Raw genomic sequence first — 16402 nt, 5'->3', positions numbered from 1 at the left:
TTTTATGATACAAAGTAAAAATTACGAAAATCAAATATTCGCTTTATTTTTACGATATTTCAACGGAGAGATTTGTGCATTCTTTTTGAAGAAATTATTGAAATGGGCGGGCTCTTCAAATCCTAACGTATAGCCTATTTCTGCGACATTCCAATCCGTATAGGTCAATAGGTTCTTCGCTTCTTCCAGTACTTTTCGTTTGATAAGCTGTGTTGTCGTCAGATTCGTAACCGATTTGACCGAGGCATTGAGATGGTTGACATGTACATGCAATTTATTTGCGAAATCGGCCGCTGTTCGCAACTCTAGCGGATAAGCTGGTGAATCTAAAGGAAACTGCTTATGAAGCATTTCATCAAATTGACGATACATGCGCACCGCACCGGCCTGCTCCTGCACCGCTACATCATCAACCCTCCATTCTAGTGCCAGATGCAGAATAGCAGCAAGATTGTTTTTTATCGCACTGCATTGCAATAGATAGTTGGAATTGTTGAGCCTATACATATTATTAAAGAAAGCTGTCACCGTAAGGAGCTGCTCTTCATCTAGGAAAATAATCGGATTACTCCACTCTTTAAAAAGAGAAGTTTTTTTGAATGGTTCGAAAGCCTGACTTCCAGAGAAAAACTCTTGATTGAACAGACAGAAATAGCCTTCTTGCTCATTGGTATCGCAAACCCAGGAATAGGGAATATTCAAGGCAGGTAAAAAAAGAACGGGCCGATCGATATAGAGTTCATGTTTGCCGTATTTGAACCACCCCTTGCCGATAATCAAACTGATTTTATAAAAGTCTCGACGGTTATAAGGAGTTTTAAAATCGCAGTATCTACGGAGTGAGATATTGAAATGTGATTTACCAATTTCAAAATCGCCTTCGCTGTCGTGCAAGTGACTCAACCGTTTATAATAATCGTCTAATGTTTCTAACGTCTCGCTCATGTGACTACAAAACTACAAAAATCAAACATTATCACCCAAAACAGAACAAGCTATCAAATAGATTGCTTCGCATAGCTACAAATGACAGATTACCTATGATGAGCTCGCAAGCTCGATTTACAAACTATGTCGTCATATCGACCGAAGCGGAGATATCTAGAAGCTATATAATTAACCCTATACAGTTTGTAGACCCGTTCGATTCCGCTCCGCTACACTCAGGGTGACGTTACTTTTATTGTCATTAAAACTCCACTGTGTTTGTTAAAAAACTAACCTCTCGCAATGACGTGCTGGTCAAACGTCATTGCGAATATGGAATGAAGCAGTCTGCATCAGGAATAAGATTGCTTCGCATAGCTCGCAAAGACGTACTGACCTAACGTCACTCCTTCACTTCTTAACCGCTGTAATCCTTCTTCAGAAGAGCGAACATCTCAGCATCTACAAAGCGACCTTTTTCAAAGAAGTAATCTCGTAATACTCCTTCGGATGAAAGACCTACTTTTTCTAACAATTTACGGGAAGCGATATTCGCTGGGTCAATAAATGCCTCTATACGGTTCAGCTTAAGTTCCGAGAAGCCATATTCTAAGATAGATGTTATTACTTCGGTCATCATTCCTTTTTGCCAAAAACGAGGGTGTAACTCATAACCTATCTCCGCCCGAAAATGTTCATTCGAGAAATTGTGGAAACCACAAGTACCAATCAATTCATCTGGATTTTCCTTTAGGCAAATCGCCCATCGAATGGTATCCTTTCTATCATAACGGTCTTGCCAAGTTTTGACAAGCTCGTCCGCCTCGGCTATATCCTGAAATGTAGGCAGGTCAAAAAACTCGGTTACCTCATCCTTCGAGAAATAAGAGAACAGCGCCTTTGCATCTGAAGGTTGAATCTGCCTCAGATGCAAACGCGCTGTATTTAATATTGGGAAATTTTCAAAACTCATATAGCTATAAAAGTACTCAAAATTATAGCCAACTGTTGAACTTTTTTATAAACCAATTCTTAACGACCTGGGTCAATAAACAATACGCAAAGAGTATTGCAAACAACCACGGAAAGTAACTAAGTGGTAATGCCTCCATTTTCAATGCCTCTGCAAATGGAGAGAATGGCAATAAAATACCGATCAGCATAATCAGAGATGTCAATGCGACCACTGGTGCTGCAGCCCAGCTCTGTATAAACGGAATCTTCTTTGTACGTATCATATGGATAATCAAGGTCTGTGACAGTAATCCTTCTACAAACCATCCTGTCTGGAATAAAGTCTGGTGTTCTGGACTATTGGCCTTGAATACAAAGAATAATACGGCAAAAGTTGCAAAGTCAAAGATGGAGCTGATTGGACCAATATAGAGCATAAAACGTGATACCCCTGCAGCATCCCACTTGCGTGGTTTCTGGATAAAATCCTCATCCATTTTGTCCCAAGGGATGGATATCTGTGAAATATCGTATAGTAAGTTCTGGATTAAGAGGTGCATCGGCAACATGGGCAGGAATGGCAAGAAGGCACTCGCTCCCAACATACTGAACATATTACCAAAGTTACTACTAGTGGTCATATTGATATACTTAATGATATTACCAAATGTACGACGACCATAGATTACCCCCTTACGAAGCACCATAAGGTCTTTCTCCAATAAGATGATATCTGCACTTTCTTTGGCCACATCGACAGCTGTATCCACGCTGATACCGACATCTGCTTCTTTTAACGCTGCAGCATCATTGATACCATCTCCCATAAAACCTACAGTATGTCCCTTTTCACGTAAAGCCCTAACGACACGCACTTTCTGTAAGGGATTAAGCTTTGCAAATACCGATACGGATTCAATGCAATTGTTTAAATCTTCGTCCGACATTTCTTCGAGTTCACTACCACGCACGATGTGCTGTACGGGAATACCAATATCTTTACATATTTTTTGAGTGACAATCTCATTATCTCCTGTCACTACCTTCACCTCTACGCCCAACTTGTGCAATGCCTCGATAGCTGGCTGAGCTGATGGCTTTGCTGGGTCTAGGAATCCGATAAAGCCGGTCAATGTCATTCCTTTTTCATCCCCAATACCGTAAGTCAATGGATGCGATGCATCAAACTCTTTAATCGCGACAAGGAGTACACGTAGACCTTCGTCATTCATTTTTTTTGAAGTCTGCAATACAATCCGACGCATGGTATCATCCATAGGGATTGCCTTATCATTTTCTACGTGGAGACTTCTATCTTCTCCGGGCTCAAAAGCATAATCACAAAGTGCCAACATCTCCTCTACTGCACCTTTACAAATCAGCAAATGCTTGCCGTCGTGCTTTTTTAAGATGACGGACATACGACGACGTTCAAAATCGAAAGGTATCTCATCGACTTTGAGGTACTGCTCTTCAACTTTAAGGTAATCATGTAGTTCCACGTGCTCCAACACGGCCTTGTCCATCAAGTTTTTAAGTCCCGTCTGGTGGTAACTGTTTAAATAAGCCCACTTCAACACTTCATCATCTTCTATACCGTACACATTGAGGTGTTTTTCCAGTACAATCTTGTCCAATGTCAATGTTCCTGTTTTATCAGTACATAACACATCCATCGCACCTATGTTCTGTATGGAGTTAAGGCGCTTTACAATCACCTTACGCTTACTCATATTGACTGCCCCTTTGGCTAGGTTGGCCGTCACAATCATGGGAAGCATCTCTGGCGTCAAGCCCACAGCTATTGCAATCGCAAAAAGGAGCGCTTCCATCCAATCCTGCTTGACCAGCCCATTAATCAAAAATATAACCGGGACCATGACCAGCATAAACCGGATCAACAGTAAGCTCACGTTATTAATCCCTTTATCAAAACTTGTTTCCGGTCTCTCGCTCGTTATGGACTTACTGATACTACCGAAATAAGTGTAATTGCCTGTAGCCACGACTACCGCCATTGCGGCTCCACTCACAACGTTAGTTCCCATAAAACAGAGGTTACGTAGTTCAATGACCTGCATATTTTCTGCATCGCGAATAGGCAAATGGTTCTTCTCTACGGGCAAGGCTTCTCCAGTAAGCATACTCTCACTGATAAACAAATCCTTACTGCTTAAAATACGGCAATCTGCAGGTATCATGTCTCCTGCAGAAAGGTAGACAATATCACCGGGCACTAATTCGGCAATCGCAATCTCCCGCTTTGTCGTTGATTTACGGACTACGGTAGCTGTAGTTTTGACCATACCTTTTAGTTTCTCTGCCGCATTATTACTTCTAAACTCCTGTATAAAGCGCAACAGGACGCTAAGCAGTACCATCACCAACACCACACCAAGTGTCATATAGTCTTTTTCGCCATGAGGCGCCAACCACACGTCGATAACAAAAGACACTAACGCAATAGCTAACAATATATATATAAAGGGATTCGCAAATGCCTGAAGCAACTGTATATACCACTTTGGTGCCTTTTGATGCTGTACCTCATTGGAGCCGAACTTTGCACGTCGGTCTTCTGCAATGCGATCGGTAATACCATCTTCGTTGGTTTCCAACATGGCATAGACCCATTTCTCATCCTGAGCGGAAGCATTCCTCAATTTGGTAATCGTCCCTAGATTCATACCACTGGAACCCAAAGTGGTTTGGAGCGCATCCTTAATCCTGTTGTTCATCTTTAATGCCATAAGATTTTTGTTTATTCTAATTTCAATGCTTCAAAATCTGTTACTAATCTATTTATCAGATGTGCTATCATTATAACTCAGACTCTGCACCGATAATTTCCCACCGTACTTTTACGACCTTCTCCTGAATGGTCAGCCGACTCGCCACCTGCTCAATTAAGCTATCCTGAGGGGTGACTGCCCGAATAATAGCTGTAATGATGACATGCGACTTATCATCCGTATCATCGCTGGATAATGATTTTAAGAGTACTCTATCTTCATTTCCTAACATCTGCATCAATGATATCCGTACGGCATTCTCTACATCGGTGCTACATTTGAGCTTAATCATGTAATCCAACTGTTCATGCTCGGATTTACTAAAACTCATCCGACCTAGCAGCAATCCCAGTGGGCGTAGTAATACGTGGGTCAATATAATCGCTAATGCGACAAGAGTTGCCTGTGGATACAATCCAACGCCGCACAAGGCCCCTACTGCTGCAGAACACCAGATTGTAGCAGCGGTATTAAGCCCCTGCACTGCTCCGCCGTCTTTCATAATAACACCAGCTCCTAAAAAACCGATACCACTCACGATATAAGAGGCTACCCTACCCGTAGCATCGCCAGCAATTTCGGCAGCTAGCAATAAAAATGAAGCAGCCCCTAATGACACCAAAGTGTTGGTCCGTAATCCTGCGCTTCTTTGGCGCCATTGCCGTTCTACACCAATCAACGCACCTAATAAAAAAGCGACAGCAAGTCGTGTTGCAAAGTCAAGAATTCCCATTGTCACAGATTTTTATTGTTTACAAAAACAAAGTTCCTATAATGACAACAAAATATGCGTTAGAGTGTTGGTAGAAAAAGATTAGAATTTTATTAGAATACGTTATAAATGTGGCAATTTGAGATAGAATGTTGTGCCTTCTGTGGGGTTGGAAACAACATGGATATTTCCGTTGTGCAGATTCACTATTTTATGGGTCAGGGAGAGTCCTATCCCATTACCATCCGTAAATGTCTTGTTCTCTCCACGGAAGAAAGGAGTGAAAATACGTTCTACGTCTTCGGCAGAGATACCGATTCCATTATCTTCGAAAGTTAAAATAACGCTATGAGCATCGAAGCCTATAGATACGGTACATTTATGGTCTTCGGAAAACTTACAGCCATTATCTATCAGGTTAGCAAAGGCCACTTTAAGTAAATAAGCATTGCCCAACACAGAAATAGAGGTATCATCTTCGATTTCGGCATCAAACTCTAAACCTATACGGTACGATGGCTCGGCAGTCTGTACCTGATGCAAGGCATCCAACAGAACCTCATCGATTCGAGTAGGTTTAAAGGTTATCTCCGTAGGATCGTAACTGGCTTTTGCCAGGTCAAGCAAACTATTGGATAGCTTGGTCAACCGTTTGGCATCATTCAATGCTCTTTGTATAGTAAGCTTATATTCTTCGATAAGATGCTCTCTCGAAGTAGAAAGCTCTAGCTCTGCAATGATGGCTGCTAATGGGGTGCGCAACTCGTGTGCAATATTAGAAACAAAATGCTTCTGCGCATCGAATGAACTTTCTAAACGGTCCAGCATACCGTTGAACGTGTCTGCCAAACCCGCCAGTTCATCACCATTTGCCGAACTTTCAATGCGTAAGTCCAGATTAGTAGCCGATATACTGCGCGCACGCTCTGTCATCGCATTAATCGGCTGAAAGAAACGTCTTGAAAAATATTTACCCGCAATATATATGACCAATAAAGATACGACCAACCCCACTAACATAGCTTTAAGCAAGTAATCCAATTTTCGATAGCCATACTCGTCATAAGCTGCGGCAGTCACCATATAATCCTTGCCTTGATAGGGATATAATACGCCTATCACCTGCCACTTATCTTGGTAGAAGCTCAGTCTATGTTCCTTAGCCAATGTGCTGAGCATATCGGGTGTCTCTTTTACAAAATCAATATCTACCGCATCATGGTACAGCAAGTTGTGCTCCATATCATAGATAGCGACCTCGACTTCGTTGAGTATTTTACGGTTGTTGTGGTATATATCCTGAAGGGTTTCTTTGTCGACACGGGCATTCAGAAAGACGTTGGCTTTGGTAATCGCTTCCTTCTCAAGGAGTGCATAGAATTCACGTTCCCGATTGTTAACGGAAGTATGATATACCGCAAATGCGAACAGTAGGAGGATAGCCCCTGTAAGCAAGGTAAAAAGCAATGTAAGTCGTGTCCTAATCTGCATTACATCTTATTTTAAAAAGTTACGGAGGTGAAATCAAGGTCTGTATTACTTTTCTTTTAAAATAAAGCCCATCCCTGATTTGGTATGGATAAGTTTTGTATCAAAGTTCTCATCCACTTTCTTCCGCAAATAATTGATATATACATTAATAAAATTTGTTCCCGTATCAAAATGCGTGTCCCATACTTTTTCGGCAATCTCCACCCGCGACAATACCCGGTCGGGATTCTGCATCATATATTCCAACAGCTTAAACTCTTTGGGCGTGAGGCTTATCTCCACATCCCCTCGTTTGACGACTTTGGTGTGTAGATTCATCTCCAAGTCGCTGTACCGCAGAACAAATCCCGTATTAGCCACAGGGCGTCCATTCCGTTTGAGCAGTGCCCGGACACGAACCAAGAGTTCCCGCATTTCGAAAGGCTTAACGAGGTAATCATCAGCCCCTGCATCAAATCCTTCTACTTTATCATCAGTAGTACCCAGTGCCGTGAGCATAATAATGGGCACATCAGGTTTTATCTGACGGATTTCTTTACACAAATCCAAACCATCCATTTTTGGCAATATGATATCCGTAATAATCAGTTCATAATCATTCTGTAGCGCCAGTTTCTTTGCCGACAATCCATCATAGGCTATCATGGAGGTAAAACCATGTTCTGTCAAACCACGCTGAATAAGCTCAGCTACGCGACTATCGTCTTCGACAATTAGGATGTTCATATGCAAACAATTCTACTTTTTATAGTCATTAACCTATATTAGGCCTATTTTAAATTTCTAATGGCAGACATGCTGCTTCGCAGTCATCCAGGTTGGCCGTCAGTGCCACACGGATATTTCACAGGCTACTAAATAGTAGCTCAAAACTAAGGAAATATATTCAATTAGTTTATTATCTATAGTTGGAGTTTTCTTTCTATCGAAAATTTTAGAAGAGTAGCTCCAGAAACAGCTATCTTTATTGCACGTAAATCAAGTACAGCCTTTATGGACAAAATCACCTCTAAAGCCGTTGTAGCTGACATTATAACAAAATCACGCGACATCTTTGAAAACAGAGGTAGAGCGGAGTTTATGGCAGTATTACATGCCGATTTGTTGAAAAAGAAAATCAGATTTCCGCTCTTAGAATTTGCTGCTGTACGAATTATGGATGCGGTACCACTAGCGCAACAGATAGAACTTATGGATTCTATCATCGAACTTCGTACAATTGGTAGTCAAGTACTCGCAGGTATTGCTTTGCAGCTACGCCTAGGAGTTGATTTTGAAGGTTCTATAGCGAAAGCCTGTAGTTATATCCAATATGGTAACGAGTGGTATGTGTGCGACATTATCGGCGAACGTGTGTTGGGCTATGCTTTATTGACTAAGCCAGAAGATACTATCCCTATTCTAAAGCAACTTGCGAAGCATGAGGATAAATGGATTGTTCGAACGGTAGGTGTCGCTACGCATTATGCCACAAAAAAGGGACTGGATAAGCATTTTGTGGAATCTGTTTTTCAGATTTTGCTGACCTGTACAGATACGACAGATTTTCACACGAAAAAAGGCATCGGTTGGGGTGCTAAAACGGTAGCCCGATTTCACCCGGATATCGTATCGAGGTACACATCCGAAATCATGGCCCCGACGACGAAGCAATGGTTCCGTACGAAAATCAATATCGGACTCCTTCGCAATAAAATGTCATGACACAGCGTATTTCTGCAAAAAGCATACTGAATAAAACGAAGCGACGAGACCCTTGGTTTTTGGATGACTATACATTGAATCCTTATAGCAGCTGTTCATTCAACTGCTTATACTGTTATACCAGAGGCAGCAAATACGGGATAAATATGGCAGAAAAACTGACTATTAAAGACAATGCTGTAGAACTTCTGCACAAGCAACTGACATTACGGGCCCGTAAAAAGGAATATGGTATCATCGTACTTTCTTCGGCCACAGACCCCTATCTGCATCTAGAAGAATCGGAACAGCTGACCAGGCGTCTTTTGGAGGTAATCCACTATCATCGTTTTCCGGTACATGTACTAACGAAGTCCGACCTGGTAGTTCGGGACTTTGATTTGTTAAAAGCGATAGATAGAGAGGCTATCTTACCGGATGACTTACAGAACAAGTTACAGCACAAAGCTATTTTAAGCTTTTCTTTTTCCACTATCGACGACACTGTCGCACGTATCTTCGAACCAGGAGCTACTGCCCCTTCGGCCCGTCTAAATGCTCTAAGAGCTGCACGGCAACAAGGACTCCATTGTGGAGTAAGCCTCATGCCTCTTCTACCTTTTATCTCCGATACAACTGCACAACTTGACTGGATGTTTCAAACCTTCAAAGAATTAGATATTTCGTATATTTTTCCGGCCACACTGACATTACATGGGGATAGCCCTTCAGCTAGTAAAACGCTCGTGTTGCGAGCTATTGCTAAACATTATCCAGAGCTGCTATCCAAATACGAACGATATTTTGCTAATGACGCACAGCTGCCTTTATACTACCGCAAGGCCTTCTCAAAAAAAATGCGCGAGCTGTGTCAAAATTATCAACTACCAAACACACTGTTTGGCTAGAAAAACAGTCTACTTTATTTATTTAATGGTACAGTGTAGCAAATCGCTCCAATAGTCGTTATAGCTTAAAACTGAAACTAAATTATTATGAGAAAGATTATTATCCTATTGGTAGCTGTAGCATCCCTATTGGGCTGTAAAAAATCAGAAGAAAAAGTAGACACTCCTGGATGTGTCCAAGAGATGGTCAAACGTTATGAGAACGAGTTGAAATGTACCGAACAAGGGTCAATGGAAACCAATCTATACCGTGGTACCTACAAAAATAAACAGGTGTATTTCGCTGACACAATGTGTCCAGTATGTAATGTACCCCCCCCTAAACATGGTTATGACTGCTCAGGAAAGAAGATTGAGTTCAGTGATTTCAAAGACGTAACTGATATCAAAGAAGTCTATAACAGTTGTACTAAAAAGGTAATCGAGTAAATATTTCGATTTCAGACCATCACTTTGTAGGTGGGGTCGTCGATAATATTTACATCTACGACTCCCTCTGCATTTTTCAACAGTCTGCGGCAGTCTTCGCTGAGGTGTTTCAATCGAAGGGTTTTACCCTGCTGTTGGTATTTTTCGGTAAGTTTATGCAGCGCATCTATTCCTGACATATCAACCACCTTACTTTCTCTAAAATCTATGATGACTTCCATAGGGTCGTCGAGAACGTCAAATTTTTCGGCAAACGCAGCTGTAGAACCGAAAAATAATGGCCCCATGATTTCGTAATGCTTTACTCCATCTTCATCGGTGTATTTCCGTGCGCGGATCCGCTTGGCATTCTCCCAGGCAAAGACCAAAGCGGATATGACCACTCCCACTAGTACAGCTAACGCTAAGTTGTGCAATAATACAGTTATCGCAGCGACTAGGATACCAACAAAAATATCTGGTTTTGGAAATTTATTGACAATTCGAAAACTCACCCATTGAAAGGTCTGTATCGCTACCATCATCATTACACCTACCAGTGCCGCCATAGGGATTTGTTCGATAAATGGAGCACCGACTAGTATGACCAGCATAATGGTAATAGCCCCAATAAATGCCGAGAGACGGGTGCGTGCTCCCGCTCCAATATTGACCAAGGTCTGTGCGACCATAGCACAGCCCCCCATACCTCCGAAGAAACCATTTGTAATATTGGCCACTCCTTGCGCTACGGCTTCCTTATTGGACTTCCCTTTGGTATTCGTGATTTCGTCCACCATATTTAATGTCAGCAGAGACTCTATCAATCCTACACCAGCCATAACCAAAGCGTAAGGAAAAATAATCTGGAGAGTTTCTATGGTAAAGGGCACCATAGGAATATGAAATGAAGGCAACGAGCCACTGACGGAAGCAATATCAATCACCTTCTTGGTATCAATCTTGAACAGGAACACGAGTGCAAACACCATCAGTATAGCGACCAAAGAGGCGGGGACAATCTTTGTCACCCTGGGCCATAGTAGGACGATAACTATCGTCAGTACCGTCAAACCTCCCATCCAATATAAAGAGATTCCCTGCATCCAGACCGTAACACCATTTTCGACGGTTTTGAACTGAGCGACCTGCGCCATGAATATAATCACAGCCAAACCGTTGAGAAAACCATACATCACGGGTTGGGGTATGAGACGGACAAATTTCCCAAGCTTGAATAGCCCAACGAACAATTGGAGAATTCCCCCTAAAATGACGGCAGCAAATAAATATTGAACACCATGGGAAGAAGCCAAAGCTATCAATACGACTACTGTTGCACCAGCTCCACCAGACACCATCCCAGGTCTACCACCTAGGATAGATGTGACGAGCCCCATCAGAAAAGCTGCATACAGGCCGGTAAGCGGTGAAAGTCCGGCTAGTATCGCAAATGACAGTGACTCAGGAATCATGGTCATCGCTACGGTGAGACCCGCTAAAACTTCGTTTCTATAGTTGATGGGTTGATTAAGGCCCAACACTCCCCGTACTCCTTGCATATAAATCCTATCTCATTAAAAACGTAAACCTATACGGATATACGGCAATACGGCTTCGTTAGAGATTCCCCAAGCAGCCTGTATCAGCATTAAATCGGCAGGGATAAAATATACCCCACCTCCATAGCCATGATGCCATGACTGTGATTTTTCCTGTGTCATCCAAACGCGACCGACATCATAAAAACCGACCAGCCCCACAGTTCCGGGAACGAGATACGAATCATAACTAAATAGCTTGGCTCGCATTTCTAGGTTATTATATACCATCGTCTTACCTGTAAAACGTCTGGAGTTGAATCCTCGAAGACTGCCCTCGCCCCCGAGCTGAGCATGCTGAAAGAAATACGGGTCGCCCCATACCGCATCCAGTCCGGTACGATTGGCCAATGTCGCAGCATCCTTTCCAAAAGTATGGTAAAAACTAAATGCGGTATTCAGATAGGTGTGTTGTTTACGCTCTCCCCCTATCTCTGACTGCCAATTGATCTTAGCATAAGCGTGTACTCCTTCTTTCGTGTTTTCGACATTGTCTCTTCTATCGTAGTCTATGCCGACTTTGGCACCGGTAAAGAACTTACTTCCATAAAAAGTCTCGGTCGGATGCTCGTTTTGGTAATCACCCAAGAACCTTCCATTATTTTTACTTTCCTGCGCATTGAAATAGGTGGAAGACGAACCATATCCCAGCCGCAAATTATTAGCGAGTGGATATAACAAGGCTATGTCCGCATTTACAACATCATAGCGATTGCGGTAATAATGTATCCCTCTATCTTCTCCTTTTTCATATACCGTATTATTACCATAGCCAAAAAAGTTACTCAGATTAAATGGCCCTTGAGATTCAATATCAATGTATAAATCCTGCTTTCCCCAAATTGATTTGGCTATGCCTTGATAACTTAGCATAAAAGATTCTCTCCCCGTCAGGTAGCTTGCTTTGAATACATGCTTGATAGCAAAGGGAGATTTACGGAATCCCTGGTTTTCGATAATATACCCTAGCCCCATAATCAAGCCGCGGTCAATACCGTAATTGACGTCAACCAGCACTCCTTTACGATCGTAGACAAAAGCTTCATAATCGTAGGCATGAACAACAGTATCTTTGCTCAGTCGGTAGCGTAACCCTAGATTTCGAGGTATTTTGTTTAGCGCGGTATCTTTATCATCGTAGAGGTACAATTTTTTATTATTCGAGAAAGAAGCCCCAATATTATACTCATCCCTGCCGTCTCCACCAATCAAACGTACTTTTATAGGCGATTTGTTTTCTCCTTCGATACGATAGCTATCCGTTCCGCCGATTCCATAAATACGGAGTTCCTTAGTCTCCTGAGGCAAGAAATCACGCTCTACAAGCACCCTCCCTTCGGTACCATCCTTTTTCTTGTTATTAACTTTTAAACCGATTACACCATCTTGTTTGTAATTCAGCTTTATAAACTCATTTTTTGCAGATAAAGGAATATCTACGACACGAGCCAGCGCTTTATAATATTCTATCCCGGTATGGGACATTTCATCTCTCCGGGAACGGATATTATGAACTAATTCATTGGCACTCAACTTAACAATCGTATCGGGCATGGCCAACATCGCATTCTCAATCAAGGAATCTGTAAGTGTCTCTTGTACCAGTTTAATTTCTGACTCCCAGTCTGATTGGTTTAATCCGTTCAAGAAGAAACGATCAAAATGACGGGCGTTGAAATTCCAGTGTGAAATATTTCTGATATGCGGACTGAAAGGTTGCAAATGCGCTTTCAACCATTGGTGGGAAAGCAGTACAGGAAATACGCCGGATGTCTTGTAATAAACTTTATCCCTATCTCTCGGAACGGGCGTATAGGTTTTTTTCCCCTTTTCTTTTTCAGGATCCCATCGCCAATTGTCCTCGTGCCGATCCCAATCCCCAAGAATCATATCCAATAAACGCGCCCTCAGTGTCAGGTCTTGTTCGACTCTGGTATCGTTATCTTCGAGCACTTTACGTATAACCTTGAGGGTATTGTCTGTTTTTTCATTCTCGAAAGGCATCCGGGGCTCAAAGATATAAGCCCTGTTCTTAAATACCGCTCTAAACTCGCCCAAGCGCTCATCGTCTCCGACATACACGAGCTCAGGCTTGGCGTGCGGAATTCCCAATGCTTCATTAAACGGAGGAACTGTCAATGCACCGAAAGGATGGGTGATTGAAATCTGATCCTGTACGATATCCTTTATAAACGTACTTCTAAGGTTCTCTGGCAAACTGCGTTCAGGATACTTCTGTATAGAACGTAATACCCATTCGCGCCCTTTGGGGTCTACCAGGCGTAACGATTGCGTCTGCATGCCCCCACCCAACTTAACGATCTGTAACCCTCCCTTTTCGGTGCTCAGATCGACTACACGCATAGGTACAGGGGTATTATATAGCTTACGATAGCTATCTCCAAACCAAAAACGGCGAACGGGACCTACTTTATCATATTCCGGCGCTATCAACGCACTCGTACTATCGACCTTCTGTCCATAAAGACCAAGTGGAAACTGTGCCATTATACCACAGAGCCATAGGCTCCAACCAATAGCTTTGTATTTTAATATCGTATCTCGTCTGCTATCTTGCATAGTTTATATCGTATAATACATTCCTATCCTTTATGAAATCACATTAACACGTAAAGCCCGTAAACCGCTGACTCCTTGCAGTTCTTCAAGTATCAATTCTTCAACATGGGACTCGATAAGGCCCAGTGCTGCTACAGAAAGAAGATCTTCTATTAAAATAGAGACTTCAGCCTCTCCCTGTACCACAACAGCTATCTTCCCGGGTTGAACCAGCCTTTCTTTGGTACCTCGAATCAATACTTTGTCGATCCGCTTCTTTATCATCTGATAACGTATATTGTACCCGCCCTCGACGTCAAATCGTCGTTCGTCATCTCTAAACGAAATATCAATCGCGTTAGGATGTACAAAAACCAACTGGGTGGTTTCCATCGCAACCTGTAGATTGTCCTGGAGCTCACCAATCTGTCGGCTAATCTGTGCCATTGATATCAATTGTTGTCGCCGGAATAGTCTCAATAGACTAGGGTTGAAGGCTATTGAAGGTGAAATAGATTGTCCTACATAGAAATCGTATTCTATTCCATCCGTTCTGAATTTTTCAAAATAGGAAGGAAATTTTGATTGGATAAAATCATTCAATTGTCCTATATTTTTACTGATGACGGTGTTTACGGTCTGTAGCGAAGTTTCGAAAGCATCCTGATAATAATTAGCCCCTAGATGCTCCGCGTAAACTTTAATCTGCTTATCAAGCTCGCTATCTAACCAAGATAATGTCAAAACGAAGGTTGGCACCTCTTCTTGAAAAAAGGCTGTAATATCGTGCATGTATTCCCCTCTATTATCTGTAGACAGCCAAGCTTCTACCTGAACCACTTTCCTCTTAAAGCTTTTTAATGCAGCCATATCTGGATAACGCTCTTCAGGAAGGTAACTCATCAAATTTATTAGCCGATCCAAATGACGCTTATTGTCTTTTCTAAAGGCAAGATTTCGGAGCATGGTCGAATCCTTAACATCGACTCCTCCGTACAAAGGATAGACGTCCGTAAATGTAATCCGCTCCAGGTTTAAAATCTCACTGGCATTGTCGTCATCTTTAAGATATTTGGCCGCGGCCTGATTAAAACGCCATTGTACTGCTGGCTGTAAAGCGGTATAATGCTGTAATATCACCGTCTCTAATTTATTCTTAAACCGGAGACGAAGGTCATACCCCAGTAAAGTGAGTACCGGAAATAAAGGTGATAACCGGGTTAAAATGGGGGGCGACAATTCCGAATCTCCACGGGTATGCAATTCAAGAAAGCCAACAAGCTCTCCTTGATGTTTGAGCGGAAAACAAACATAGCTACGTATTCCCAAAGATTGAATCTTACCTACAAAATATTCGTTTTTCGTATCGAAATCGGGATGTATATGATATGCTAAGACAAAAGGTGCTTCTAAATATTTAAGAATATGGTCTTCAATATTATCTAGATTACCGTCAATATAGTCGCTAAAAAGCAAATAATTGCGCGCTACTCCTTCTTTAAGAATGGGAACACCGTTGAGGTACAGAATCGGAAACAGCGAACAGTGTACATCTTCCTTATCCAAGACACTCTTAATTTTATCTAAAAGACTGTTTATAAAATCGGTACGTGTGTACTGGGTAAAGTCGGCAATCATTTCCTGGATCCTGTCTACCACAAAATCAACCGTTGCATCGGTAAACTTCAGCATCGAGAAACCCTCGAAAACAAAGTTATCCAGATGGATACTTTCTAAAAGCGGCTGTATGTTCGCTTCTTCGAGCATCTCCCGCTTATTGACACAAGAAAAATCTATCTTAGGCAGATCTGCCACCGGGCGCACAGACACATAGCTAAAGTCAACGGTCAACTGTACATATTTCTTAATCCCTTTTTCATCGATATATTCGTAGAGGTAGGGATTAATTGTCATGGGAATACCGTATAAGCGATCAAGAACCAACTCGTACATAATATTATCTACAACAATAGCATTTTTACAGAATAAGCCTGAGCTATTATCAATAATAGGCTGTAATGTGTGCTCCAACATGCTGTACATAGACTCCGTCCCTGCAAATAAAACCGATGGGATAGGCGTAGATACTCCCCAGGCTGTGGTCTTACGTTCGGCAAGGTTATTGACCCAACCAAATATCAATTGGAATACTTCTAAAAAATCAGGAGCAGTGTGCAATGACAGTTTCCCTTTTGCACGTTCCATCTCTTCAATACGGTCCACGACCATTTGGGTAATCCCATCAGTCACCGCATCTGTCCCATTTAGGGTCTTTAAGCAATTATAAAAATTAGATAAGGACAGCCCCCTCCCATCGCTCGTTACAGCAGTCAGCTTATCTATGTAGACATTTTTTGTCTTTATCAT

The 16402-nt window shown here is 42.1% G+C and carries 12 protein-coding genes; 3 read left to right on the top strand and 9 right to left on the bottom strand.

Features of this window, described 5'->3' with window-relative positions; genetic code table 11:
- Window positions 1-30: 30 nt before the first annotated feature.
- The 6 genes from CLV99_RS13210 to CLV99_RS13185 all read right to left on the bottom strand — a co-directional run bounded on the left by CLV99_RS13210 (window position 31) and on the right by CLV99_RS13185 (window position 7602).
- Window positions 31-945: a helix-turn-helix domain-containing protein gene (locus CLV99_RS13210; protein WP_133584965.1), complete on the bottom strand. Its 915-nt coding sequence runs from the start codon at window positions 943-945 to the stop codon at window positions 31-33.
- Window positions 946-1345: 400 nt separating this feature from the next.
- Complete coding sequence (locus CLV99_RS13205; protein WP_133584964.1) at window positions 1346-1900, bottom strand: GNAT family N-acetyltransferase; 555 nt, start codon at window positions 1898-1900, stop codon at window positions 1346-1348.
- 22 nt (window positions 1901-1922) lie between these two features.
- The gene (gene mgtA, locus CLV99_RS13200; protein WP_246032766.1) at window positions 1923-4631 is read right to left on the bottom strand and encodes a magnesium-translocating P-type ATPase; all 2709 of its coding nucleotides are present in this window, start codon (window positions 4629-4631) and stop codon (window positions 1923-1925) included.
- 70 nt (window positions 4632-4701) lie between these two features.
- On the bottom strand, window positions 4702-5406 hold the full coding sequence (locus CLV99_RS13195; RefSeq protein WP_133584963.1) for an MgtC/SapB family protein: 705 nt from the start codon (window positions 5404-5406) through the stop codon (window positions 4702-4704).
- Window positions 5407-5508: 102 nt separating this feature from the next.
- On the bottom strand, window positions 5509-6876 hold the full coding sequence (locus tag CLV99_RS13190; RefSeq protein WP_133584962.1) for a sensor histidine kinase: 1368 nt from the start codon (window positions 6874-6876) through the stop codon (window positions 5509-5511).
- A gap of 45 nt (window positions 6877-6921) precedes the next feature.
- Window positions 6922-7602 (bottom strand): response regulator transcription factor, encoded by a 681-nt coding sequence (locus tag CLV99_RS13185; protein ID WP_133584961.1) that lies wholly within the window; start codon window positions 7600-7602, stop codon window positions 6922-6924.
- Window positions 7603-7869: 267 nt separating this feature from the next.
- Between CLV99_RS13185 and CLV99_RS13180 the strand changes: the two genes are divergently transcribed.
- The 3 genes from CLV99_RS13180 to CLV99_RS13170 all read left to right on the top strand — a co-directional run bounded on the left by CLV99_RS13180 (window position 7870) and on the right by CLV99_RS13170 (window position 9896).
- Window positions 7870-8580 (top strand): DNA alkylation repair protein, encoded by a 711-nt coding sequence (locus tag CLV99_RS13180; RefSeq protein WP_133584960.1) that lies wholly within the window; start codon window positions 7870-7872, stop codon window positions 8578-8580.
- Window positions 8577-9467: an SPL family radical SAM protein gene (locus CLV99_RS13175; RefSeq protein WP_133584959.1), complete on the top strand. Its 891-nt coding sequence runs from the start codon at window positions 8577-8579 to the stop codon at window positions 9465-9467. Before CLV99_RS13180 ends, CLV99_RS13175 begins: the two co-directional genes overlap by 4 nt.
- An 87-nt stretch (window positions 9468-9554) precedes the next feature.
- Window positions 9555-9896, top strand: coding sequence for a hypothetical protein (locus CLV99_RS13170; protein WP_133584958.1), 342 nt, complete (start codon window positions 9555-9557; stop codon window positions 9894-9896).
- Window positions 9897-9907: 11 nt separating this feature from the next.
- Here the strand turns inward: CLV99_RS13170 and CLV99_RS13165 are convergent, their stop codons facing one another.
- From CLV99_RS13165 to CLV99_RS13155, 3 genes are read right to left on the bottom strand one after another with little or no spacing between them, the layout of a single operon-like run.
- Window positions 9908-11437, bottom strand: coding sequence for a SulP family inorganic anion transporter (locus CLV99_RS13165; protein ID WP_133584957.1), 1530 nt, complete (start codon window positions 11435-11437; stop codon window positions 9908-9910).
- Window positions 11438-11452: 15 nt separating this feature from the next.
- Window positions 11453-14056: a BamA/TamA family outer membrane protein gene (locus tag CLV99_RS13160; RefSeq protein ID WP_133584956.1), complete on the bottom strand. Its 2604-nt coding sequence runs from the start codon at window positions 14054-14056 to the stop codon at window positions 11453-11455.
- A gap of 30 nt (window positions 14057-14086) precedes the next feature.
- Entirely contained in the window at window positions 14087-16402 is a 2316-nt protein-coding gene (locus CLV99_RS13155) for a GAF domain-containing protein (RefSeq protein WP_133584955.1), read from the bottom strand.

The sequence above is a fragment of the Sphingobacterium yanglingense genome (genome assembly GCF_004363245.1).
Taxonomy (GTDB): Bacteria; Bacteroidota; Bacteroidia; order Sphingobacteriales; family Sphingobacteriaceae; genus Sphingobacterium; species Sphingobacterium yanglingense.
The sequence above is the reverse complement of the archived record's forward strand: the minus strand, read 5'-3'. Positions and strand labels throughout refer to the sequence as shown.

What these genes read in the sequence shown, in the direction of transcription:
- CLV99_RS13170 (WP_133584958.1), top strand. Translation starts at nt 9,555, where the DNA reads ATGAGAAAGATTATTATCCTATTGGTAGCTGTAGCATCCCTATTGGGC.
- CLV99_RS13205 (WP_133584964.1), bottom strand. Translation starts at nt 1,900, where the DNA reads ATGAGTTTTGAAAATTTCCCAATATTAAATACAGCGCGTTTGCATCTG.
- CLV99_RS13165 (WP_133584957.1), bottom strand. Translation starts at nt 11,437, where the DNA reads ATGCAAGGAGTACGGGGAGTGTTGGGCCTTAATCAACCCATCAACTAT.
- CLV99_RS13155 (WP_133584955.1), bottom strand. Translation starts at nt 16,402, where the DNA reads ATGATAAAGACAAAAAATGTCTACATAGATAAGCTGACTGCTGTAACG.
- CLV99_RS13195 (WP_133584963.1), bottom strand. Translation starts at nt 5,406, where the DNA reads ATGGGAATTCTTGACTTTGCAACACGACTTGCTGTCGCTTTTTTATTA.
- mgtA (WP_246032766.1), bottom strand. Translation starts at nt 4,631, where the DNA reads ATGGCATTAAAGATGAACAACAGGATTAAGGATGCGCTCCAAACCACT.
- CLV99_RS13190 (WP_133584962.1), bottom strand. Translation starts at nt 6,876, where the DNA reads ATGCAGATTAGGACACGACTTACATTGCTTTTTACCTTGCTTACAGGG.
- CLV99_RS13160 (WP_133584956.1), bottom strand. Translation starts at nt 14,056, where the DNA reads ATGCAAGATAGCAGACGAGATACGATATTAAAATACAAAGCTATTGGT.
- CLV99_RS13175 (WP_133584959.1), top strand. Translation starts at nt 8,577, where the DNA reads ATGACACAGCGTATTTCTGCAAAAAGCATACTGAATAAAACGAAGCGA.
- CLV99_RS13210 (WP_133584965.1), bottom strand. Translation starts at nt 945, where the DNA reads ATGAGCGAGACGTTAGAAACATTAGACGATTATTATAAACGGTTGAGT.
- CLV99_RS13185 (WP_133584961.1), bottom strand. Translation starts at nt 7,602, where the DNA reads ATGAACATCCTAATTGTCGAAGACGATAGTCGCGTAGCTGAGCTTATT.
- CLV99_RS13180 (WP_133584960.1), top strand. Translation starts at nt 7,870, where the DNA reads ATGGACAAAATCACCTCTAAAGCCGTTGTAGCTGACATTATAACAAAA.